This window comes from Pseudooceanicola atlanticus (genome assembly GCF_000768315.1).
Taxonomy (GTDB): domain Bacteria; phylum Pseudomonadota; class Alphaproteobacteria; order Rhodobacterales; family Rhodobacteraceae; genus Pseudooceanicola; species Pseudooceanicola atlanticus.
In genome coordinates this window covers 1-20133 of sequence record NZ_AQQX01000008.1, presented here as the reverse complement: position 1 = coordinate 20133, position 20133 = coordinate 1, and the positions used below count along the sequence as shown (strand labels likewise).

Here is a 20133-nt window from a genome sequence, read left to right as displayed (position 1 = left end):
ACCCGGCGCAGCTAATCCGGCAGACGACCCGGCCTGCGGCGCGCGGGCCATTCCCCCAACACCATCCCCAGGACGATCAGCGCACCCCCGAAGAGTGCCGCGACAGGCAGGCGCTCCCCGGCGATCCGGCCGATTATGGCGGCCCAGACAGGCTCTCCGGCATATATGAGGGTGGACCGCGTGGCCGAGACGCTCTTCTGCGCCCAGTTCATCGCCAGCTGGATCAGGGCAGAGGCGAGGCCCAGCATCGCGGCAAAAACAAGGATGCGCCAATCGGGGTCCGGCAGGCTTTCACCAGCTGGAAGCATCGCGGCGAAACACAGGATAGACGCGACGATCAACTGGACCACCGTCACGCGGGCCGCGTCGACCTGATTGGCAAAGCGCGAGATCAGGATAACCTCTGCCGCGATGGCGAAGACGGAAATGATCGTGACGATCTCACCGTAGACAAAGCCGATCCCGCCGGCCTCCGGCCCCGCGACAAGGATCAGGCCCAACGTCGCGCAGCCCACACCGATCCATGTCAGCATGCCCGGTGGCCGCCCCAGCACGATCCATTGCAGTATCGGCACCAAAGGCACGTAGAGCGCGGTGATCAATGCCGATTTCGAAGACGCGATCGTCTGCAAACCGACAGTCTGCAATCCATAGCCCAAGGCAATGGCCAAACCGATCCAACCACCGGCCCACAGCTCAGTGACCGTGAGGTGCCGCAACCTTCGCCAGGACAAGGCGCCGATGAACAGCGCCGCCATGGCAAAGCGCAGGCCCACAAAGAACAACGGCCCCGACCATGTCAGGGCCGTCTGAACGGCTAGAAACGTACCGCCCCAGATGAAGGTGACGCCGGCCAGAACCCATTCCGGCCTGACCGACCACCGCATCAGAGCATCGCCATCCCGCCGTTGACGTGCAGGGTGGTGCCGGTGACATAGCCCGCCTCGGGGCTGGCCAGGTAGAGCACGGCGGCGCCGATCTCTTTCGGGTCGCCCATGCGGCCGGTCGGCACCTGTTTCAGGATCGCGTCCTTCTGGTCGTCCGTCAGCTTCTCGGTCATCGCCGTGGTGATGAAGCCGGGCGCGACGCAGTTGGCGGTGATGCCGCGGCTGGCCACTTCGTAGGCGATGGACTTGGTCATGCCGACCATGCCCGCCTTGGAGGCCGCGTAGTTCACCTGCCCCGGATTGCCGGTCGCGCCGACCACGGAGGAGATATTCACGATCCGGCCCCAACGGGCCTTCATCATCGGGCGCATCACGGCGCGGCACAGGCGCATGGTGGAGGTCAGATTGACCTCGATCACCTTGGCCCAGTCTTCGTCGGACATGCGCATGAAGATCTGGTCACGGGTGATGCCCGCATTGTTCACCAGGATGTCCAGGCTGCCCATGGCTGCGATTGCCTCTTTCGGCAGGGCTTCGACCGCGTCGGCGTCGCCCAGGTTGCAAGGCAGCACGTGGGCGCGTTCGCCCAGTTCGTCCGCCAGGGCCTGCAGCGGTTCCACTCGGGTGCCAGAGAGGCCGACAATGGCCCCCGCACCGTGCAGCGCCTTGGCGATTTCGCCGCCAATCCCACCGGAGGCCCCGGTGACAAGCGCCGCTTTTCCATTCAGGTCAAACATTCTATTGCCTTCTCTGTTTTGCCCTATCCGTCACGGGGAACGCGACGGGGGCCGGGAATTCTATCCTTTGCAGGACCTCAGATGGCGTCCTTCACGGCGGCGACATCTTCGGGTGTGCCAACGGCGCGGCATTCGATGGCACGGTCGATCCGGCGGATCATACCAGAGAGAGCCTTACCGGCACCGATCTCCCAGATCTCGGTAACGCCCTGACCGGACATCCAGGCAACGCTTTCGCGCCAGCGAACCGAACCGGTCACCTGTTCGATCAGCAGTTCGCGGATCGTGTCGGGGTCGCTGACTGCTTCGGCCCGGACATTCGCGACCACCGGCACCTTGGGAGCGGATAGTGTCACGTCTGACAGGGCGTCAGCCATGACCTTGGCCGCAGGCTCCATCAGCGCACAATGGAACGGGGCGGAGACGGGCAGCAGAACGGCGCGCTTGGCCCCCTTGCCCTTGGCAATTTCAACGGCGCGTTCGACGGCAGCCTTGTGACCGGACACCACGACCTGCGCGGGGTCGTTGTCGTTCGCCGCCTGGCAAACGTCCCCCTGTGCCGCTTCCTCTGCGACGGCCTTGGCCGTTTCGAAATCGAGCCCCAGCAATGCCGCCATGGCGCCTACGCCAACCGGCACAGCCTCCTGCATGGCGCGCCCCCGGATCCGCAACAGACGCGCGGCGTCACCGACGCTCAGCGTGCCGGCCGCCGCCAGGGCGGAATATTCACCAAGGGAGTGCCCGGCCACGAAAGACGCCGCATCGATGCTGATCCCTTCGGCCTCCAGCGCGCGAAATGCAGCGAGCGACGTTGCCATGAGCGCGGGCTGAGCATTCTGGGTGAGGGTCAGGTCATCCTGTTCGCCGGTCCAGATCAGGCCGCTGAGGCTTTCCCCCAGAGCCTCGTCAACTTCGTCGAAAACCGCCTTGGCCGCGGGATAGGCATCGGCCAGAGCCTTGCCCATGCCGATCGTCTGAGCCCCCTGTCCGGGGAACACGAATGCGCGTGTCATGTCTGTCTCCCAATTTGTTCCGGCGGGGATAGCCTGTGTCGCAGCGCATGGCAATGCAGGCCCGCACGTGATGCGAACCTTCTGCAGCGCAGCGTTTCCGGCCCGGGAGAAGTGGCGCGAAACCGCCTTTGACGCGGTTTACCGGCGGCGCGGCCCCAGGATGCGCGGCACCCCGACGATTGCAACCATAGCCAGTGCGACCGAGATCACCGGCCAGAGGCCGGGCCAGACCATCATCGCCCCGACACCGAGCGCACCTGCGCCAACGGTCCAGAAGATCGATGGTGCAATCGTGATCCCCGGGAAGGAGGGTTGTTCCTCAGCGGGAGTATAGCGGCGGCCCGGGAGCGTGTCGGAGATATGAGAATTGTAGGTCATGATAGCGGGTCTTGGTCTTCTTATTATTGGCGGATTTGTTTCCGTTCCTCCATCAACACCTCAAATGCGTCAGGATTGTGTCTTAATCGCCTTTAAGGCGAGCGATGGCGGCAAAGGCGAAATTGCAACATTGCAAGGCCTGCTCGACTGGGAGTTGCAAACGCTGCCGGATGACCTGCCACATGATACGCAGATACCGCGTCCCAGCCCCTTGCCAGACAGGACGATCCGGGTTAGAGCAGCGCTTCCTTCCGCAAAGGATATCGAACCGCGCGGACTCTCGTGGATGGGGTGCGGAAGGTCTGCCCCGCCTTTGAAACGCGCCTAGACAGAAGTGGAGCAAACATGCCGCTCTATGAGCATGTATTCATTGCGCGCCAGGATCTTTCCAACGCGCAGGCCGAAGGGCTGATCGAACATTTTGGTGCCGTCCTGTCCGACAATGGCGGGAAACTCGTTGATAACGAGTACTGGGGCGTCAAGACGATGGCCTACAAGATCAACAAGAACCGCAAGGGCCACTATGCCTTCCTGCGTTCCGACGCCCCGGCGCCGGCCGTCCAGGAGATGGAACGCCTGATGCGGCTGCATGACGACGTGATGCGCGTGCTGACCATCAAGGTCGACGAACATGCCGAAGGTCCGTCCGTCCAGATGCAGAAGCGCGAAGACCGCGACGATCGCCGTCGCGAGCGCCGTTGATCCGAAGCCTAAGGAAAGGAACCTAACCCATGGCCGCAAAACCGTTTTTCCGCCGCCGCAAGGTCTGCCCCTTCTCGGGCGACAATGCACCTGCGATCGACTACAAGGACACCCGTCTGCTGCAGCGCTACATCTCTGAGCGCGGCAAGATCGTCCCGTCCCGCATCACCGCCGTTTCGGCCAAGAAGCAGCGTGAACTGGCCCGCGCCATCAAGCGCGCCCGCTTCCTCGCCCTGCTGCCCTACGCCGTCAAGTAAGGAGCTGAAGCAATGGAAGTCATTCTTCTCGAACGCGTCGCCAAGCTCGGCCAGATGGGTGACGTCGTCACCGTCAAGCCCGGCTATGCCCGCAACTACCTGCTGCTGCAGGGCAAGGCCCTGACCGCCTCCAAGGAAAACATCGCCCAGTTCGAAGCCCAGAAGGCCCAACTGGAAGCGAACAACCTGGAGACCAAGAAAGAAGCCGAAGCCCTGGCACAGCGCATCGACGGCGAAGTCTTCGTCGTGATTCGCTCTGCTTCCGACGGTGGCAACCTCTACGGCTCCGTCACGCCCCGCGACGTGGCTGCCGTCACCACCGAGGCCGGCTACACCGTGGAGCGCAAGCAGGTCATCATTCCGCTGCCGATCAAGGAACTCGGCATGCACAATGTCGACATCTACCTGCACCCGGAAGTCGAAGTTCAGATCACCCTGAACGTCGCCCGCTCCCCGGAAGAAGCCGAGCTTCAGGCCTCCGGCAAGTCCATCCAGGACCTGGCCGCAGAGGAAGAAGCCGCTGCAGAGTTCGAGATCTCGGAACTCTTCGACGATATCGGCGCAGCCTCTTCGGACGACGACGATGCGCCCGCTCCGGCGGCCGAAGCCTCCTCGGACGACGAAGACTGAGCCGGTTTCAACTGATTGGAAAAGCCGCGGTGCGAAAGCGCCGCGGCTTTTTCTTTTGCGCGTCCGGCTTGGGATTGATCCGAAGCCGCAAGCGAATACGTTCAAAAGAACCGGCAGCGCAAGACGGCGCGTCGGTCACTCGGCGAAATTGCCACCAGCATCCAGCGGCTCCATCCGGATCAGGCGGCTGTCGCTGCACCCGGCCTGCCGATGCAGCATCGCTTTGCGGTATTCCTTGTCGTAAATCATGTCGACGAAGGCCTGCACCGATGGGTATTCCGCGATGAAGCACAGGTCCCATTTTTCATCCTGAGGCCCGATCAGCATGTGTTCCATGCGCCCGCGCCAGACGATCCGACCACCAAGACGCTCCAGCACCGGCTGGCTTTCCCGGCCATAGGCAGCGTAAGCCTCGGCCCCGGTTGCCGTGCGACCGTCCTCGTATTCCGCCTTGTCGCGCAGCCGGACGAGGTTGAGCATATGGATCGGGCCGGGCCTGTCATCTGCCTTGAAGGCTTCAAACCCTTCCTTGGTGAAACCGATATGCATAGCGTCCTCCCCTGCGCTGTTTGCGTCCGAGGTTGGGACATCACCAGCCCGGTCGCAACCCCATCCTGATCAAAGCGAAGTCCGGGGCTGGCAGAGGTTCCGCTTGCGCAACTCATCGACCATGGACCGCGCCCTCTGGGCCAGCTTGGTGGTTCGGTAGATGCAGTCGCCGACATTGCCGTCCGGGCCGTCGACATAGGCGCATTCGACCAGGGGCGCCCGTAGCATCGCGGTGACCAGCAGCTTGGCCGCCCTGCCCTCATCGGTCGTGAAGGGTGGGCATTCGGTGTCCTTCAGGCGGATGGTCGTGTTGTCCACGATAAGCGTGTCGCCGGTGATGGCGAGCCGGTGCACCTTGTCCTCTGCGACGACTGGGGTCACCAACAGGCACATAATCAGAGGGATGAGGCGCATTGGCGGCTCCGTACAGAGACGTCCAAGGTGTCTCAGGGCAAGGTCCGCCGGTCAACACTCCCGAACATCACCCGACAAATGGAAAAAGGGCCGCCCGGAGGCGACCCTTTTCAGAACCGTTGGTCGAATGGACCTTATTCCTGTTCCAGCTCTTCGACAGCTTTCTGGAGCTCTTCCTTGGAGACTTCCTTTTCGCTGACGGTGGCCAGTTCGAAGACGTAGTCGACAACCTTGTCTTCGAAGATCGGCGCGCGCAGCTGCTGCTGCATCTGCTGGTTCTGCTGAACGAATTCGAAGAACTGACGTTCCTGACCCGGGTACTGACGTGCCTGGTTCATGATTGCCTGGGTCATCTCGGCGTCGGTCACTTCGACCTCGGCTTTCTGACCCAGCTCGGCCAGCAGCAGGCCGAGGCGCACGCGACGCTCTGCCAGCTTGGTGTGCTCCTCGGTGGTTTCGATCTCACCGTGGTTGTGATCGTGAACCTCGGGGTTGTCCTCGTGCCACAGCTGATGTGCAATCTGCTTGGCTTCGGCTTCGACCAGCGACGGCGGCAGTTCGAAGGACACGGCCTTGTCCAGCTCGTCCAGCAGGCCACGCTTCATGACAGCGCGGGCCGCGCCGGAATACTCGGCTTCCAGACGCTCAGCGACCTGGGCCTTCAGCGCGGCCAGATCGTCCGCACCGTATTTCTTCGCCAGTTCGTCATCGATCTCGGCTGCCTTGGGCGCCTTCACTTCCTTGATCGTGCAGTCAAACACGGCATCCTTGCCGGCCAGATGCTCTGCGCCATATTCCTCGGGGAACTTGACGTTGACGGCTTTCTCTTCGCCCGCTTTGGCACCAACCAGCTGCTCTTCGAAGCCGGGGATGAAGGAGTTGGAGCCCAGCACCAGCGGATAATCCTCGGCGGAACCGCCTTCGAATGCTTCACCGTCGACCTTGCCGACGAAGTCCATGACGACCTGATCGCCATCTTCGGCCGCGCCGTCCTTGGCTTCGAAATCCTGTGCGCTCTCGGCGAGGTTCTTCAGCGCGTCCTCGACGGCTTCGTCCTCGGCCTTCACGACCATCTTCTCCAGCGAAATCGCCTTCAGGTCGACTTCGGGGATTTCCGGCAGGGCTTCATAGCTCATGGTGACGACGACGTCGTCGCCCTCGCTCCAAGTCTCGCCGTCGACCATCTGGACGTCGGGCTGCATAGCGGGCTTGTCACCGGACTTTTCGAAGTGATCGGTCATCGCGCCGTCGATGGCTTCCTGCATCGCTTCGCCAATGATCCGCGGGCCGAACTGCTTTTTCAGCAGCGCCATCGGGACCTTGCCCTTGCGGAATCCCTTCATTTCGACTTCGGGCTGCGCTTCGGCCAGTTTCTCGTTCACCTTGGCGTCCAGCTCGCTTGCGGGAAGCGTAATCTGGTAGCCGCGCTTGAGGCCTTCGTTCAGGGTCTCGGTGACCTGCATCGCTTGTCGTCCTTCCATAACGTCGCGGGGCCGGTCGCAACGCGCCGGCCAAATCAGGCGCCCTTCTATGCGCCGCAAAGCCAACGTGCAAGGCGGATCTGCCACATCATGCCGAGTTGTTCGGGGGACCACAAAAACAAGTCTCGCGATCTGTCCTGCATAATGGATGTGTCTGGGTTCCGGGAACTATGCCGATGGAGCCAGAGCAGGCCCTCACGACCACATTCGCAGGTGTGTGAGGGAATGGCCGTTCTCTACACGGCCAACCGTTTTTGAGCTGGTTAATGAATGGTGCGGGTGAAGGGACTCGAACCCCCACACCAAAGGCGCCAGAACCTAAATTGGACGAATAATGCGCCCAATCAAATGGTTAGTCGAGAAATTTCGCAGGACACACGTAGAACGAACCGTGACTCTGCGAAACGCCCTGAAATGCCTTTCAGGCAAAGAAAAACCGCCGGGGAAGCTGCAACTCCCACCGACGGCAAAACAAAAGTATATCGTCCTGCTTCATACCGCGCCGCTTCCTCTGCCGCAAGCATTGGGAGTGCGTCATGAGCATCACGCTGACCCATTCCGGCCTCCCCGCAGGCGTGAAGCCGTTTGAACTCCTCGACGTGCTCGCCAAGCTGCGCACCGAACTGGGCCTGCGCGACGAGGACCTGGCTTACCTGCGCTGCGTCTTCCGGCTGGCCCGCGCGGAGGACTTCTTGCCCGGCCGCATCTGCGCCGTCTGGGAGCGCGTCGCGGGCCTGGCCGATCGCATGAACTTCCACATCCGCAGGATCACGCGAATAGAGACCCGGCTGGAGGAGCGCGGGCTGGTTCTCCGGACCGGCGCGGCGAATGGCCGGCGTTTCGGTCGGCGGAGCGAGGACGGCCGTATCGTCTCGGCGGGCGGCATCAACTTCGCGCCGCTCATCGAGCGTGCACCGGAGTTGCTGGCGCGCATCCGTCGGACAGCGCGTGCGGCGGAAGAGCTAAAGGAGGACCGGAACCGGCTGAACGATCTGATCCGGCAGATTCGCAGCCTCGATGCGCCGAAGGCGCTCATTGCAGCGCGTGAGGCCTTCCCGCGTCTACGACCCTCCGAGGTCCGGGACGCCGGTCGGATGTTCGCGCTGATCGACGCGCTGGAGGTCATCCTCGCCGAGTTTTCGCCCGCCTCCGGTCAGACAGTTCAGACCGCGCCGTCGGACAGTTTGGTCCGACCTGATACCAAGAGAGATAAGAAAATCGAAACCTGTAGACCCGAGCCCGAGGTTTCGATCAGCCCGGCTCAGGTCTGTCTGTTGGCCAGCGACGAGATGGCCGAGGTCATTCAGGTCTACGCCGAAGCGGCCGACGAAGGGGCCCGACCCAGCAGAAGAACCCTGGCGCTGGCGGCACGAGAACGGGCGCAGATGCTGGGGATATCCGGGCTGGAATGGGATGCAGCGCGCGACCGGCTGGGAGAGCTGCGCTTGCTGCTCTGCCTGGTCATCGCTGACAGGAACGCCGGGAGGCACGACCGCTTCGCGGTGCGTAACCCGGCGGCAGCCTTCATCGGATTGACGCGGAAAACAACGCGCGGCGACGCGGCCATTGCAGCACTCGTGGCTGAGCTAAGACGCAATACAGGCGAGGTGCGTCCGTGACTGATCGGAAGACAGCAAGGTCACCCGTGTTGCACACGGGACCATGCGAGGGGCCTGCCGCCCCTTCGAACCCCGCCAAGAGCAGGACGCCCAAATACGCCGAGCCGTTGACCGAAACCATCGCGTTCCGCTGCTCTGCTTCGGAGAAGGCGCGCCTCGAGGTGGAAGCCCGGCGCGCCCGGCGTCCGCTGGCCGAGCTGCTCCGCGAACGGTTGCCCTTGGTGCGCAGCGGTCATCGGAAGGTGGTCCCCGAAGCCGACCCGGATCTGCTGGTCGCACTGTTGCGCATCGGGGCCAACCTCAACCAGATCGCCCGTGCGCTGAACGCGGCGCGTAAGCTCGGCACGCTGGACCGGATCGACCTGTTGGCCCTCTCCGCTTCGCTGGTCGCCATCGAACGGGAGCTGGACGGCCTGCGCGAGGACTGGCGGGCATGATGGTAAAGTTCTTCCCCCATGGTCAGGGGCCGGCTGCCCCCGCCGTCGCCTACCTGATCGCCGAGACGGTGAAGGCCTATGACGAACACCGCAACGCGATCCGGGACGCGCGGGGGCAGCAGGTCTGGGATCGGCGTGCCACGCTGCCCGCGGTCATCGAGGGCCAACCCGCGCGGATGCAGGCGCTCATCGATGCCGTGCCGCACCAATGGCGCTACAAGAGCGGTGTTATCAGCTTCGCCCCCGAGGACGCGCCGACAGAGGACCAGCAGCGCGCACTCATCCAGCGCTTCGAGGAGTTCGCCTGCGCCGGGCTGGAAGGCGACCAGTTCGACATGCTCTGGGTGCGTCACACCCACGCTGGGCGCGTCGAGCTGCACTTCCTGATGCCCCGCATGGAGCTTTCGACCCGTAAGAGCCTGAACATTGCGCCGCCTGGCCACGAGGCGGCCTTCAGCGCTTTCGTGGATCTGGAGAACCGGCGGCATGGCTGGGCCGATCCGCTCGATCCGGCGCGCGCTCGGCAGACGCAGGCCGTGCCCGAGGAACCGGCCCGCGCCGCCACGCGCGGGCAGCTGAACAGCTGGATCGACGGCCAGATCGCGATCGGCGCGATCCGGGACCGCGCGTCGATGATCGATGCGCTGACCGAGATCGGCTTCGAGCTACCCCGCAAGGGCAAGGCCTACCTCACCGTACTGGACCCAGACAGCGGCGAGCGCTGGCGTCTGAAAGGAGCGATCTTCGATGAAAACTGGACCACAGAGCAAACTCAACCCGCGCATCCAGGCGAACATGGACAGCCTGCTGACCTCTCAGCTCGACTCGCTGGAATCGCAGTTGAAGAGCTTGAGCGGCGCGTGGACGAAGAGCGCCAGAAGCGCCTTCTCTACAATCACGAGCGATACGGCCGAGTTCGAGAACCAGACCCGCAAGCGGCTGCACAGCCTGAACCGCGAGACGACGGAGACGCTGAACGCGATCGAGGAGAGGATCGAAGCGCTCCAAGCGCGCAGCCAGCGGCTCAACAGGCTGCTGACCCGGCACACGCTGGCGCGGGTGGCGCTGGTAGGCGGAGTTATGGCTGCGCTAACGCTCAGCGGGTCATTCCTGGCGGTGACGTTGATGATCGCCAGCAATCAGCCCACGCCGACCCCGCGCCTGGCGCAGCCGCCCGAGGCGCTGCAAGGCAGCCGAACGATCCGGGGCGTGGGCGGCCTTGGCGAATTGATCGCCCTGCCGCCCGGCCTCGTGCCGACACGCTGTCCGCTAGGGACCGGGGCTGGGCGCACCTGTCTTCAGCGAGAGGAGTAACGGATGACCCTGACGAACTTGGAGCGCGAGTTGCTGTCCTGCGTCGAAGAGCTCGGCAAAGGCGTGGAAGACTGCATGACGAGATTGATCGAGCAAGAGAGATCGCTCGCGCGCTTGCAGAAGGAGTTGCACGAGTCCTTGAACGGCTTGGAGCAGTCTTTGCAGGCCCCGGAGGCAAAGCCGGAGCCGGAGGCAAAACAGCCGCGCGGGTTCCGGTTCAGGAGGTGAAGGTCGATCAGGACCTCACCCCACCAAGGCGGCCCGCTCCCAGCCCGAGCAACTCGCCTCAAGATGGGCCTTAGTCACCTAACATCAGCAAGGAGGCCACTTCATGGTCAGGTCAACCAAGTCAGCGAAACGTGCTCAAGAGGCACGGACGACACAGAACGCGATCCGAGAGATTTTTGGCAGCACTTTTCTCCTCATCGAGAACACCCGTGCGTACCACCTCAATCCGCCCGGAAAATCCGATGCGCTGGAGTTGCTTCTGGACTCTTTGCCGCCGGTTCTTGAACATTGCCGGACCGTCACACGCTGCAAAGCTCTGAAAAGGGACGGAGCGGTGGTGATCGATAGCGAGGCCCAAGAGGGGTCGATCCGCATCGCAGCACGAGACGACGGAACTTACGACCTTCATGTGGAGCTTCCGTCGGCACGCTCCTACGAGGACGCCCTCTCGATCAACATGGTGATCATGAAAGTGCTGGCCTATGATCTGCGCCCCATGGAACGCATGGAGTTCGAACTCGACGAGGAAGCTTTCTTTGCTGAAATCGAAAGGCTCTACGGCAAGGGAGAAACAGGTTGATATGATTGGTCAGGTTCCCCCAGAGGCCCTGCTCTTTGCGATCGAAGCCGCAGAAGCTGGGCCGCAAATTTCCGACCTGGAAGATGCTCCGCTCCTTCAGAACTGGTTCTTTATCAAGCGCGAGGGTGACGCCATCCGCGCTGAAGGAGACCTGAGCGGCCACCCAACGATTTCTGATCCATGGGTCACGACGTCGCCAGTGATCGGTTTCCATTACGATTTCGGTACTTCAAAAGGTTGGCTTCGATCCTTCAGCCGCTGGTATCGGCTTGGTGCTGTGTGCGAAGTGGTCGGGGACATCCCAGGACCGGAGGGCGCTGTAGGTCGAGCGCTGGCTGCGACGGCGGCCCGTCTGGAGACACATCGAAATATCTGGCGCGAAGGGGCGCAGCGCAAATGTATCACACCTTGACACATGCATCACGTCGTGATACATACCTGTCATGATCCAAAGCGCCAAGGGCAAACTTGCCACGAACGCCTTGCAAGGAAAGTACGGTAAAGGGTTTCCCGCCGATCTCGTGAAGCGCACGAGGGCAATGCTCACGGCGCTGGACGCGGCTGTTGCGATGGAAGACCTACGCTTCCCTCCTGGCAACAACCTCGAGGAACTGAAGGGAGATCGTGCCGGGCAGCACTCGGTGCGGATCAACGGCCAATGGCGCATCTGCTTCGTCTGGACCCCGAAAGGACCAGCCGAAGTGGAGATCGTCGATTACCACTGAAAGGAGACGTCATGAGTTTGCTTCACGATCCGATGCACCCCGGCGAAGTCCTGAAAGAGCTGTATCTTGATCCGCTTGATATCGGCGCGATCGGACTGGCCCGTCGCCTCGGCGTTCCGCGGACCCGTATCGAACGGCTGGTTAAGGGTGCGACGAGCATGACGCCGGACACGGCGCTGCGCCTTGCCCGCGTATTTAACACGACCCCAGAATACTGGATGAACATGCAGACCAATTTCGACATGCACGCCGCCATCCAGCAAATTGACGTGTCCGAAATCGAACCTTTGGTGGCCTGAGCGGGCACCAGACCCGTCCCTACGGCCCGTCGTGATGCGAGCGGGTCGGGCCTGGTCCCCGCCGCCTTGGAGGACATCGCCCCCACAAGGCAGGGGACGGAAAGGCGGCTGCCGCCAAGGGCGGCAACCTCTTTCTTCGGATGGCCAAATGGGCATGATGCTAGTAGCGGGTATTGGGCTGAGCGGATTGCGAAACAGAATTCCCAACAGCTTGCAATCGCAGGAAAAGTGATAAACTCTCGGGATAGGCGAAGGGACGAAGAACTTTTCCGATGACCAGTCAGAAATTCGATCACCTGCTAGAGATTGATCGCCCTTTGGCGACCCTCGCATCACATGCCGAACGCTACTCGTTCATCTACCGCGAGACGGAACTGAACCTGCGGAGCAAGCTGCCCATACGGCTAAAGCGAGACAAGCTCAGTGCCTTGGAGTTGCCGGAAGGTGTAAGCGAGGACTGGTCGATGGACTCCATGGCTGATCGGATTGGTGACGGTCGCCAGTTCCGCTTGCTGAAAGTTCTGGACAACTTCAACCGCAAAGGCTCGGGCATTCAGATAGACTTCTCGCTGCTCGCGGAGAGCGGCGTCAGAGCGCTGAACCATATCATCGGACGGCGCGCCAAAGATGGTGCGGCCCAGTTGCTGCTCGGAAGACTTCAGCGGCAAATTTATGGAATGGGCAGAGCACAAGGATGACCCTGACCTATATCCAGTCCGGAAAGCTACAGCTGAAGGCCGATGCCGCAAGCCACAATCTAACGGCCAGAAACGAATGGCCGGACTTTCATATCTTCGATAGCATCGACGACGTGCAGCAGATTGCCACCGAGTGGCTCTAGGCCTACCACACAGAACGCCCACCACAGTAAACGGCGGCGCGAGCCCCGTTTTAAAACTGAGAATGGCCGCATAAATTCTACAACCAAGTCCCCGCAAGAAGGGTACCCGCAAAAAAGATAGTTTCTGAGTTTCGGCCTTCAACTGAAAGACAAGACTTCAATGGCGAGCAACATTAAACCAACCCAACTTACACGTACCGGATATGAGTACCAAGATTTGGTCTGCATAGGCTTTATTATCGACTGGTACAATGACCCCCAAAAGTACGAATGGGTTCGAATCGAGGGAGATATTGAACAAGAAAATTTAAAGGGCCTCGATGACGTCATTTGTAAAAGACCTGATGGCTCGTTCGAGCTTACACAGGTTAAATTCACCATTGATCCGTCTCGTGATAAATTGGCTTTGGGCTTCGACTGGTTACTTAAGCAAGAGGGAAAAGGGACCTCTTTGCTTCAGAAGTGGTCTCATGATGTTGAAAAGTTTACTGCATCTGGACAGCTCGCAGTCGCATCTCTGAGAACCAATCGCATCCCTAACCTAGAGTTCAAGAACGCGCTTACAGGCAGGAGGTTGGACTACAACAAATTGCCACAACCTGTGAGGGAAAAGTTTGAACTTCAGCTAGGTAGCGCCCAGAAAGCCAAGAACTTTTGCTTGAACTTCAATTTTGCGCACAGTGAGCAGCTTATTGAGGACTTTGAAAGTAAGTTGCACGACCGATTGGTGCCAGATCATACGAATGAGGAAGGTTTCTACCGTCTTCAGAGAGTCATCCGCCAGTCAGCTACACGTCGAAACTTCCCTTCTCCAGATGGAACATGGAACCTGATCGATATTGAAGAAATCTTGAGAGCGAACTTGGTTCAAAAGCTCTCCCAAGACTTTGTTATTCCCGATCATTACTTACCACCCTCGCAATCATTTCACACCGATCTAGTGTCAAAATCGTCCGCTCCGGGTTGTTATGTTATCGTGGGGCAGCCAGGCATTGGGAAAAGCACTTATCTATCGTATTTGAGCGAGAAGCTCATTGGTGGTGGGGTGACTGTAATACGACACCATTATTGGCTAGGTTCAAGTAGCGTCATAGATCGTATTCGCTCCGAACATGCGATAAAATCGATGATGTTCCAGCTTCAAGAGGCGTTTCCTGAGTATGTGAGTATGTCACAAATCGAGGAAATGAAATTCAATGAATGTGTCCGTGCAGTTTCTAAGAGTCTGAAAGAAAAAGGGAAGAACCTCGTAGTGATTGTTGACGGACTTGATCATGTGCATCGAGACCGACCCGACATCTCCCAACTAACCCATCTCCTCAATAGGCTCGTGCCGTTGAAAGAGGAAGTTTGCCTGTTTTTCGGAACTCAACCAATTGATGAAAGCTTTCTTCCTAACAGTTTGACAAGCACGGCTCCCAAAAAACTTTGGATTGATCTGCCCCCCATGGATTTTGCTTCGACCAGGTCTTGGTTATCTGGCCTGCATGATGCGAAATCATTCCTACTTAACGGAGGAGACAATCACGTTGACCGTGAATTGAATGAAATTACCGAGGCTCTAGTTTCTAAGACTAGAGGCTACCCTTTGCACCTAATCTATTCTGTTAGGGATCTACTGGCAAAAGATAGACATCTGTCAGCCTACAGGATGGATGACATTCTGCCATGTCCCAATGGGGACATTAGGCAATACTATCAGCATCTCTGGACCGGCCTGAGCAGAGGTTCGAAAGATATTTTACTGTTAATCGCGTGCGTACAATTCCCATGGCCAGATAAAGGGAACCTGTCAAAATGCTATACTGAAGCTATTAGCTTTCAAAACGCCTTCGGTGAGGTTCAACATCTAATTGAGCAACGGCAAAGTGGGATTCATCCTTTTCATGGAAGCTTGACCGTCTTTCTTCATGGAACGGACGAGTTTAAAGACATGCTACACGTCCTGATGGAGCGGGTCAAAAGCTGGTTGGACAATGGCGCTCCAGACTACTGGCAATGGGGCTGGAAGTGGCTGATTGAAGCAAAATTAGGAAATCCAGAAGTGCTTTTTGAAGGGGTGACGAAGGACTGGGCGCTACACTCAGTCTCAAGTGGTTATTCCCTCGATCACATCGATCACATCATCTCAGAGAGCGAGAGATACGCATTAGAAAAAAGTCTTTATAGCGAACTGGTTCGCCTCAGAGGGATTCGAGTAAGGGTCTTAAATGGGCCTGAACAGCAAATCCAAGATCAAGCTCTATTTCACAAGTGCGCCTTGATTCTTCAAAAGGATGAATATCCAAAGCTCCTGAAACTAGATAACTTGAGGTTTCTTTCTGATGAAGAGATCAAGATCCTACCTGCGGTTTCGAGAACCTTTGATGACGATATCTGCAAAAGATGTTTCTACGAGGTGATGCGCCGTCTGGAACTTGCAGTAAAGTTTCAAGGCGATCATCGGCCCAACAGGGTAAGTGACCTAGTTTACATAGCCGTAGATGTTCTTTCACAGATGTCCACTCCACATTATGATCTACTGTCGAATTTCTTCGGCAGAGTCAGAAAAAAGGAGAAACTCGTAATTCGTTATCTATCAAAGCTGATAGAGAACGGAAACGCAGAATCTGTGGCTGAGGTAGCTACATACGATTTCTTAGCTAAATTTTCGGAAAAGACAAAGGAACTTGTTTCTTGGGCCTGCTTAGTCGCTGAGATAGATGTTGAAGGCCGTACTGATTTACCACATCTTACAATATCCTACACAACACGAGCTTTAAACGCTTTACTCGGCTCAGACATCGCCTCACTAAGCGAACCCGCACTCGAAGACGAAATATGCGAACTTGGCTATCGCGAACACTTCTTGTATGAATTTTCACAAGCTCTTAGGAAAATTTCTGATCCTATTGATCTTGTTGATATTCCGCGAACCGACGAACAGAAGTTCAAGGCCGCCGTTAAAACAGCTCTGACGTGTCTAGCCCAGATTGTAGCCCAGGAAATCAACGATAGCGGGCGTTTCTCGACGGTTTCGTTGTTCCAGTTTTGGGATGCAGTTGACATCCCCTCGTGGCACGAAGCCGACCACAGTGTTTCATCTCATCTGACGAGTGTGTCGCGAGCCATCAATGAAATATCTGTCGATTTGTGCTTTTTGACGTACAGATCCAAGATGGCCGAGGAGATGTCGGAAAAAGTAATCGATGAACTAATAAGAATTCCTAGCTTTTCTTCTAACGTCTGGCTTGATTTTGTCCTTTCAAAATCTTGCCAGGAGTTCATTCCGAAACATGTCGGAGAGTATCATTTTAGACTACTGTACGTTGAACTGAGGGGGCGAACAGATAACATTGGCACGCTTGCCAATGATGCTTTGGAGCTTTGCGATTTGGCGCGCCGTTTCCAAGGTGATTGTCAAGCCAACGCACTGCTTGAACTGACTAGCCTTCACATGCTTGGTCACGGCTGGCGCAAGGACATATCATTTCACGATCTATATCAGGCGATTGAATATTGTGCTAATTCGAACATTGGAGACGTACCCGGCTGGCTTCGCCGATTGTCATCGCCAACATGCGGAGTCTTTGATTTTACTGAGAGAGAAATTCGACATCTTCCGAATTGGTATTTCGACCTAACAGGTCAGTGTTCATTTGATCGGCTATCAGCCGAGCTTGATTACCATCTAGAAGTTCAAAATTGGAGAGCGGTCGATTGCATTCTTTCCTCCTTTGTTAAGTTTACCGATGCGTCATCGCATACGGACATGGCCCTGCTTAGATGTCTGGTTTCAAGAAAGTCGCTGATTGCACTTGAGGAGCGAGCAACAGGAAGCGAAAAACTTAAACGTATTCACGACGAGCAAATCGAGTTTCTGGGTGGGCTGTATTCAGGCAACGACCGGCCACCTTCGGAAACTAACTCATCCCCTCAAGAGACCAAACTAGTTTTTTCAGATTTCCCACCTGAGAGAGTTGGGGAGTTTGAAGCCTCGTTGAAATCTGAAAATAACTTCTCATACGAAGAAATTATATCTGATTGGATAAAATACTGGAGTGACGCCGGAGAGGGACTGAAAGTCATTTCGGCGATAGAGGAAATTTCAGGAAAATTCAAAGACAGAGGGTGGGGACTTGAACGAAACCTCGGAGAAGTCTTTGAACTTAGCCGAAGACTCCAAGGTAAGAAAACCGCTTACAAGTGGGCTATAAGAGATATTAACACTAATCAACTTTGGTCTGCGTATGGTGGCCGAGAGTCTACCGTTAAGCTTAAGAAATATGCACGGATATATAAGAAGAACTGGCAGGACCTGCTCCAAAAGACGTTAAATCACGAGGGAAAAACCACTAGATTAAATACCTGGCATCTGGCACCAACTGATAATCTGGTTGCATTTTTAATTGAGTCAGAGCAGTTTGATGAAGCTGTTGCCGTAACTGAGGCTATGCTTATCGGATTCGAATCAGGCATTCGGCACCTAAATTTACCTCCAGAGTACTTGCCATTAAAGGCCGAGGAAGTAGCCAACGTCTCAGGCCGAATGTTGCTTGCCTACTACTTTATTCCAGACAAGGTGGCGAGGCTGAAAGCTGCGAAAGAAATTTCTAACCTACTGCTCACCGAAGAAAATTTCCGCATCTTGTATTTGGAGAAGTTGGGCACGCTTTGTTATGAAGCGGATATTTGTGATCTTTTATCGGTATTGAAGTTGAGTGGCACGGGAACCTTTTCCGAGTCTGAAATACGTTCTGCCATAAGATACCCATCTGTGTTGTCTGAGTACATTCTTGGAAATCTAGGGTTCAGCACTCAGTTCGAAAATCTAAAGTACTCAGATTTTTCGAAGGGCAATCTTAGGCTATCGGAGAGGATGGAGCGATCTAAAAATGGCATCCCTAGTATTTGGAATGTGCTAATACAAAAGTTATCTTACGTCTGCAGCCTTAGGCTTGACCTCCGGATGGCCGCTGAATGGGAAGAGCTGACCAAGCGTAAGCCTTTTTATTTTTTCAATCACAGCGACTTCATAAGTGAAAAGTATAATAGCCTAGAAAATGTGAGCTGTTCTCTTTCTTGGAACTGTGAAAGTGCGATTGTCTCGGCGTATCTGCGCACTATCGGATACTGCGTTTCTAAGGGAATTTTGGACGATGCAGGCTTAGCTGAATATCTCGTTCCCGCCCTACCGTTTGGTCAGCCATTTTCGGATATCTCCTCCAGTCGGCGCCCTGACTTTTGGCCGAAATTTGGGGACTTAAATTTATCCGGTGCAGACATAAGTGACGCGGCGCTACAGCGTTTCTTAGACAATTGGAGGTTTCCCAGTGAAGTCCCGCTGTTTGCTAGTGGGCCACTTCGGTCTGATGAGCGCGGAGTTGACGTGGATTGGGAATGTATGATCGTTACGGAGGAAGAGCATCAGGGACAGCTAGGCAAGATTTTTGACCATATGACCAAGGCGGGTGGTAATAGATTAGTCGAAAGAGTCATCCCTCGAGATGTCGGTCGCTGGCAAGCAGAGCTCTGTATGCGTGGCTATGTTGAGCCGAAGTTTAATATCGATGGTTCTTCGCACATTTCTGAACCCTCCACCGATCGAGTAGCTTTCGTGTTCGGTCGCGAAACGATCGCTTACTGGAAGTTCTGGTTGGAAGAGTGGTTTCCTGCACGTCTACGAGGGCTTGGTTCGAATTTTGCTGTGGCTACATGCTGTTCTACTGGCGATCTTGAGAAGATCTCGAATGCTTTAGGCAGTGACCTTTATTTAGTGGTAAGATTGAGAGTTGCGGTTGAGAAATTTGCATTTAGTAAGGTGCAACAGGGCGATTACTTCGCTGCGAAGAAGATCTATGAGCGACGCAGTGAAAGAATTTGAGAAGTTTGCTGCAATACTGACTTGTGTCGGCTTTAAGGAAGCTGAGCTGCGGCTCAGCTTTCAACGCCCTGCCTCAATTGGACATCTTCAATCAGGCGGCGAACACTAGAGTCTTTTGCTCTTGTTCTGCAGAGCTACCTGATTGCGGCGGAAGTGCTGCCGAAGGTACAAGACAACCGCGCCCAATGCGAGAACAACGCAAGTCAGCACCAGGGCAACAATACCAGGAATGACGCGCCACGAGGTATCAGAACCAAGAATATGGGCCAGTAAGAATATTACGTATGCGACAGCATCAATGCCGGCGAATATCAGCATTGCCCGAAGGATCTTGGTTCCAATGACCCGCTCGTTGTAGTCCAAGCGCTCTGAGAGTTCATCAGCGTTCATCGTGACCTCCTAAAGCGTTGTTTCAAGGTATTCCCACATCTCATCATCAGAAAAATCAGGGCGTCTCAGGAGCTGCCTAAAAAGATAAGTCGTCACGACATCAGCCTTTTCATCCGAAAGCGCGACACCTTGCTTTTTCTCGAAGGCGCGGACGCTCCGCATGACCCTTAACATCGCCCCCTCGGCTGCCAGGGAAGATACGCTGCCCACCTCACCGTATACGAGCCAGTGAAGGTCGACATCAAACTCCTGGTGGACCGTACTCACGACAGAGAGCGGCACCTCCCTGAGACCCAGTTCATAGTTCTTGTAGCCGCGAGGTGACAGACCGAGGCGTTTCGCGAAATCGACCTGCGAAAGCTCGGCGCCTTTTCGCACAGCATTCAATCGCTCTGGCAGCAGAGGGATTACCCCTTGCGGTGTACCCATTTGTGACCTAATATCCCAATATCGTGCCCCGCAAGGGCACCATTTCCACATCATAGCGAGATGAGGCAGGAGATGGAAAGCACTTACGACACATTGGACATCCTCACACCGCGTGAGCTGGCGGCGCATAGCGGATGGCCGGAGAAACGGATCAGACAGCTGCTGAAAGATGGAAAGCTGCGCCACCTTCGCATCGGATCGAACTTTTATCTGCCGCGGAACGCGATTGAAGAGTTCGTTTCCGACAACATGGTGGCACCGAGCGTGAGACCTTGCCACTCGACAGGGCGGGAATGAAGCTCATGGCCAATGACCTGCCCCCCGCGAAATCCCTCACCTTAATGTAGAGTCTGCGCCAAC

24 protein-coding genes are annotated in these 20133 nt (G+C 56.9%); 15 read left to right on the top strand and 9 right to left on the bottom strand.

Annotated features, from left to right (window positions below; genetic code table 11):
* Window positions 1-11: 11 nt before the first annotated feature.
* The 4 genes from ATO9_RS16180 to ATO9_RS16165 form a co-directional block, all read right to left on the bottom strand.
* Complete coding sequence (locus ATO9_RS16180) at window positions 12-887, bottom strand: DMT family transporter (RefSeq protein ID WP_043751590.1); 876 nt, start codon at window positions 885-887, stop codon at window positions 12-14.
* Window positions 887-1624 carry a 3-oxoacyl-[acyl-carrier-protein] reductase gene (gene fabG, locus ATO9_RS16175; protein WP_043751587.1) on the bottom strand — a complete coding sequence of 246 codons (738 nt, stop codon included), beginning with the start codon at window positions 1622-1624 and terminating at the stop codon, window positions 887-889. Before fabG ends, ATO9_RS16180 begins: the two co-directional genes overlap by 1 nt.
* A gap of 77 nt (window positions 1625-1701) precedes the next feature.
* Window positions 1702-2637, bottom strand: a complete 936-nt coding sequence (gene fabD, locus ATO9_RS16170; protein ID WP_043751585.1) for an ACP S-malonyltransferase — start codon at window positions 2635-2637, stop codon at window positions 1702-1704.
* A 138-nt stretch (window positions 2638-2775) separates the two neighbouring features.
* Window positions 2776-3015, bottom strand: coding sequence for a hypothetical protein (locus ATO9_RS16165; protein ID WP_043751581.1), 240 nt, complete (start codon window positions 3013-3015; stop codon window positions 2776-2778).
* Window positions 3016-3360: 345 nt separating this feature from the next.
* Here ATO9_RS16165 and rpsF point away from each other — a divergent pair, with 345 nt between their 5' ends.
* The 3 genes from rpsF to rplI are packed head-to-tail and all read left to right on the top strand — an operon-like array spanning window position 3361 to window position 4604.
* The gene (rpsF, locus tag ATO9_RS16160) at window positions 3361-3717 is read left to right on the top strand and encodes a 30S ribosomal protein S6 (RefSeq protein ID WP_043751578.1); all 357 of its coding nucleotides are present in this window, start codon (window positions 3361-3363) and stop codon (window positions 3715-3717) included.
* A gap of 29 nt (window positions 3718-3746) precedes the next feature.
* Window positions 3747-3974 carry a 30S ribosomal protein S18 gene (gene rpsR, locus ATO9_RS16155; RefSeq protein WP_005852865.1) on the top strand — a complete coding sequence of 76 codons (228 nt, stop codon included), beginning with the start codon at window positions 3747-3749 and terminating at the stop codon, window positions 3972-3974.
* A 12-nt stretch (window positions 3975-3986) separates the two neighbouring features.
* Window positions 3987-4604: a 50S ribosomal protein L9 gene (gene rplI, locus ATO9_RS16150; protein ID WP_043751573.1), complete on the top strand. Its 618-nt coding sequence runs from the start codon at window positions 3987-3989 to the stop codon at window positions 4602-4604.
* Window positions 4605-4739: 135 nt separating this feature from the next.
* Here the strand turns inward: rplI and ATO9_RS16145 are convergent, their stop codons facing one another.
* From ATO9_RS16145 to tig, 3 genes are all read right to left on the bottom strand, one after another.
* Window positions 4740-5153, bottom strand: coding sequence for a DUF1330 domain-containing protein (locus ATO9_RS16145; protein WP_043751570.1), 414 nt, complete (start codon window positions 5151-5153; stop codon window positions 4740-4742).
* Between the two features lie 69 nt (window positions 5154-5222).
* Window positions 5223-5567 carry a hypothetical protein gene (locus tag ATO9_RS16140; protein WP_043751568.1) on the bottom strand — a complete coding sequence of 115 codons (345 nt, stop codon included), beginning with the start codon at window positions 5565-5567 and terminating at the stop codon, window positions 5223-5225.
* Between the two features lie 134 nt (window positions 5568-5701).
* Entirely contained in the window at window positions 5702-7030 is a 1329-nt protein-coding gene (tig, locus tag ATO9_RS16135) for a trigger factor (protein WP_043751565.1), read from the bottom strand.
* Between the two features lie 554 nt (window positions 7031-7584).
* Between tig and ATO9_RS23590 the strand changes: the two genes are divergently transcribed.
* The 11 genes from ATO9_RS23590 to ATO9_RS24335 all read left to right on the top strand — a co-directional run bounded on the left by ATO9_RS23590 (window position 7585) and on the right by ATO9_RS24335 (window position 18954).
* Window positions 7585-8667, top strand: coding sequence for a helix-turn-helix domain-containing protein (locus ATO9_RS23590; RefSeq protein ID WP_052418397.1), 1083 nt, complete (start codon window positions 7585-7587; stop codon window positions 8665-8667).
* 107 nt (window positions 8668-8774) lie between these two features.
* Window positions 8775-9104 (top strand): plasmid mobilization protein, encoded by a 330-nt coding sequence (locus ATO9_RS24755; RefSeq protein ID WP_052418396.1) that lies wholly within the window; start codon window positions 8775-8777, stop codon window positions 9102-9104.
* Between the two features lie 747 nt (window positions 9105-9851).
* The gene (locus ATO9_RS24750; RefSeq protein ID WP_052418395.1) at window positions 9852-10418 is read left to right on the top strand and encodes a hypothetical protein; all 567 of its coding nucleotides are present in this window, start codon (window positions 9852-9854) and stop codon (window positions 10416-10418) included.
* Window positions 10419-10421: 3 nt separating this feature from the next.
* Entirely contained in the window at window positions 10422-10646 is a 225-nt protein-coding gene (locus tag ATO9_RS24745; RefSeq protein ID WP_052418394.1) for a hypothetical protein, read from the top strand.
* Between the two features lie 103 nt (window positions 10647-10749).
* Window positions 10750-11226 carry a hypothetical protein gene (locus ATO9_RS16115; protein ID WP_043751561.1) on the top strand — a complete coding sequence of 159 codons (477 nt, stop codon included), beginning with the start codon at window positions 10750-10752 and terminating at the stop codon, window positions 11224-11226.
* Window positions 11183-11638, top strand: a complete 456-nt coding sequence (locus ATO9_RS24345; protein ID WP_156127894.1) for a DUF6634 family protein — start codon at window positions 11183-11185, stop codon at window positions 11636-11638. The genes ATO9_RS16115 and ATO9_RS24345 overlap by 44 nt, the downstream gene beginning before the upstream one ends.
* A gap of 31 nt (window positions 11639-11669) precedes the next feature.
* Window positions 11670-11951, top strand: coding sequence for a type II toxin-antitoxin system RelE/ParE family toxin (locus ATO9_RS16110; RefSeq protein ID WP_043751558.1), 282 nt, complete (start codon window positions 11670-11672; stop codon window positions 11949-11951).
* Window positions 11952-11962: 11 nt separating this feature from the next.
* Complete coding sequence (locus tag ATO9_RS16105) at window positions 11963-12250, top strand: HigA family addiction module antitoxin (RefSeq protein WP_043751556.1); 288 nt, start codon at window positions 11963-11965, stop codon at window positions 12248-12250.
* A gap of 272 nt (window positions 12251-12522) precedes the next feature.
* On the top strand, window positions 12523-12948 hold the full coding sequence (locus tag ATO9_RS23575) for a hypothetical protein (RefSeq protein ID WP_052418393.1): 426 nt from the start codon (window positions 12523-12525) through the stop codon (window positions 12946-12948).
* Window positions 12945-13091, top strand: a complete 147-nt coding sequence (locus tag ATO9_RS24340; protein WP_156127893.1) for an integrase core domain-containing protein — start codon at window positions 12945-12947, stop codon at window positions 13089-13091. The genes ATO9_RS23575 and ATO9_RS24340 overlap by 4 nt, the downstream gene beginning before the upstream one ends.
* 160 nt (window positions 13092-13251) lie before the next feature.
* The gene (locus ATO9_RS24335; protein ID WP_156127892.1) at window positions 13252-18954 is read left to right on the top strand and encodes an ATP-binding protein; all 5703 of its coding nucleotides are present in this window, start codon (window positions 13252-13254) and stop codon (window positions 18952-18954) included.
* A gap of 105 nt (window positions 18955-19059) precedes the next feature.
* On the opposite strand, the gene ATO9_RS16095 is transcribed toward ATO9_RS24335, so the two are convergent.
* On the bottom strand, window positions 19060-19344 hold the full coding sequence (locus ATO9_RS16095; RefSeq protein WP_043751553.1) for a hypothetical protein: 285 nt from the start codon (window positions 19342-19344) through the stop codon (window positions 19060-19062).
* 9 nt (window positions 19345-19353) lie between these two features.
* Window positions 19354-19773 (bottom strand): helix-turn-helix domain-containing protein, encoded by a 420-nt coding sequence (locus ATO9_RS23570; protein WP_162183077.1) that lies wholly within the window; start codon window positions 19771-19773, stop codon window positions 19354-19356.
* A 72-nt stretch (window positions 19774-19845) separates the two neighbouring features.
* Here ATO9_RS23570 and ATO9_RS16085 point away from each other — a divergent pair, with 72 nt between their 5' ends.
* Entirely contained in the window at window positions 19846-20070 is a 225-nt protein-coding gene (locus ATO9_RS16085) for a helix-turn-helix domain-containing protein (protein ID WP_202902151.1), read from the top strand.
* Window positions 20071-20133: the final 63 nt, after the last annotated feature.

What these genes read in the sequence shown, in the direction of transcription:
- ATO9_RS16180 (WP_043751590.1), bottom strand. Translation starts at nt 887, where the DNA reads ATGCGGTGGTCGGTCAGGCCGGAATGGGTTCTGGCCGGCGTCACCTTC.
- rpsR (WP_005852865.1), top strand. Translation starts at nt 3,747, where the DNA reads ATGGCCGCAAAACCGTTTTTCCGCCGCCGCAAGGTCTGCCCCTTCTCG.
- ATO9_RS16145 (WP_043751570.1), bottom strand. Translation starts at nt 5,153, where the DNA reads ATGCATATCGGTTTCACCAAGGAAGGGTTTGAAGCCTTCAAGGCAGAT.
- rplI (WP_043751573.1), top strand. Translation starts at nt 3,987, where the DNA reads ATGGAAGTCATTCTTCTCGAACGCGTCGCCAAGCTCGGCCAGATGGGT.
- fabD (WP_043751585.1), bottom strand. Translation starts at nt 2,637, where the DNA reads ATGACACGCGCATTCGTGTTCCCCGGACAGGGGGCTCAGACGATCGGC.
- ATO9_RS23570 (WP_162183077.1), bottom strand. Translation starts at nt 19,773, where the DNA reads ATGGGTACACCGCAAGGGGTAATCCCTCTGCTGCCAGAGCGATTGAAT.
- ATO9_RS16165 (WP_043751581.1), bottom strand. Translation starts at nt 3,015, where the DNA reads ATGACCTACAATTCTCATATCTCCGACACGCTCCCGGGCCGCCGCTAT.
- ATO9_RS24340 (WP_156127893.1), top strand. Translation starts at nt 12,945, where the DNA reads ATGACCCTGACCTATATCCAGTCCGGAAAGCTACAGCTGAAGGCCGAT.
- tig (WP_043751565.1), bottom strand. Translation starts at nt 7,030, where the DNA reads ATGCAGGTCACCGAGACCCTGAACGAAGGCCTCAAGCGCGGCTACCAG.
- ATO9_RS24750 (WP_052418395.1), top strand. Translation starts at nt 9,852, where the DNA reads ATGAAAACTGGACCACAGAGCAAACTCAACCCGCGCATCCAGGCGAAC.
- ATO9_RS16115 (WP_043751561.1), top strand. Translation starts at nt 10,750, where the DNA reads ATGGTCAGGTCAACCAAGTCAGCGAAACGTGCTCAAGAGGCACGGACG.
- fabG (WP_043751587.1), bottom strand. Translation starts at nt 1,624, where the DNA reads ATGTTTGACCTGAATGGAAAAGCGGCGCTTGTCACCGGGGCCTCCGGT.
- ATO9_RS16140 (WP_043751568.1), bottom strand. Translation starts at nt 5,567, where the DNA reads ATGCGCCTCATCCCTCTGATTATGTGCCTGTTGGTGACCCCAGTCGTC.
- ATO9_RS24335 (WP_156127892.1), top strand. Translation starts at nt 13,252, where the DNA reads ATGGCGAGCAACATTAAACCAACCCAACTTACACGTACCGGATATGAG.
- ATO9_RS16095 (WP_043751553.1), bottom strand. Translation starts at nt 19,344, where the DNA reads ATGAACGCTGATGAACTCTCAGAGCGCTTGGACTACAACGAGCGGGTC.
- ATO9_RS24745 (WP_052418394.1), top strand. Translation starts at nt 10,422, where the DNA reads ATGACCCTGACGAACTTGGAGCGCGAGTTGCTGTCCTGCGTCGAAGAG.
- ATO9_RS23590 (WP_052418397.1), top strand. Translation starts at nt 7,585, where the DNA reads ATGAGCATCACGCTGACCCATTCCGGCCTCCCCGCAGGCGTGAAGCCG.
- ATO9_RS16110 (WP_043751558.1), top strand. Translation starts at nt 11,670, where the DNA reads ATGATCCAAAGCGCCAAGGGCAAACTTGCCACGAACGCCTTGCAAGGA.
- ATO9_RS16105 (WP_043751556.1), top strand. Translation starts at nt 11,963, where the DNA reads ATGAGTTTGCTTCACGATCCGATGCACCCCGGCGAAGTCCTGAAAGAG.
- ATO9_RS23575 (WP_052418393.1), top strand. Translation starts at nt 12,523, where the DNA reads ATGACCAGTCAGAAATTCGATCACCTGCTAGAGATTGATCGCCCTTTG.
- rpsF (WP_043751578.1), top strand. Translation starts at nt 3,361, where the DNA reads ATGCCGCTCTATGAGCATGTATTCATTGCGCGCCAGGATCTTTCCAAC.
- ATO9_RS16085 (WP_202902151.1), top strand. Translation starts at nt 19,846, where the DNA reads ATGGAAAGCACTTACGACACATTGGACATCCTCACACCGCGTGAGCTG.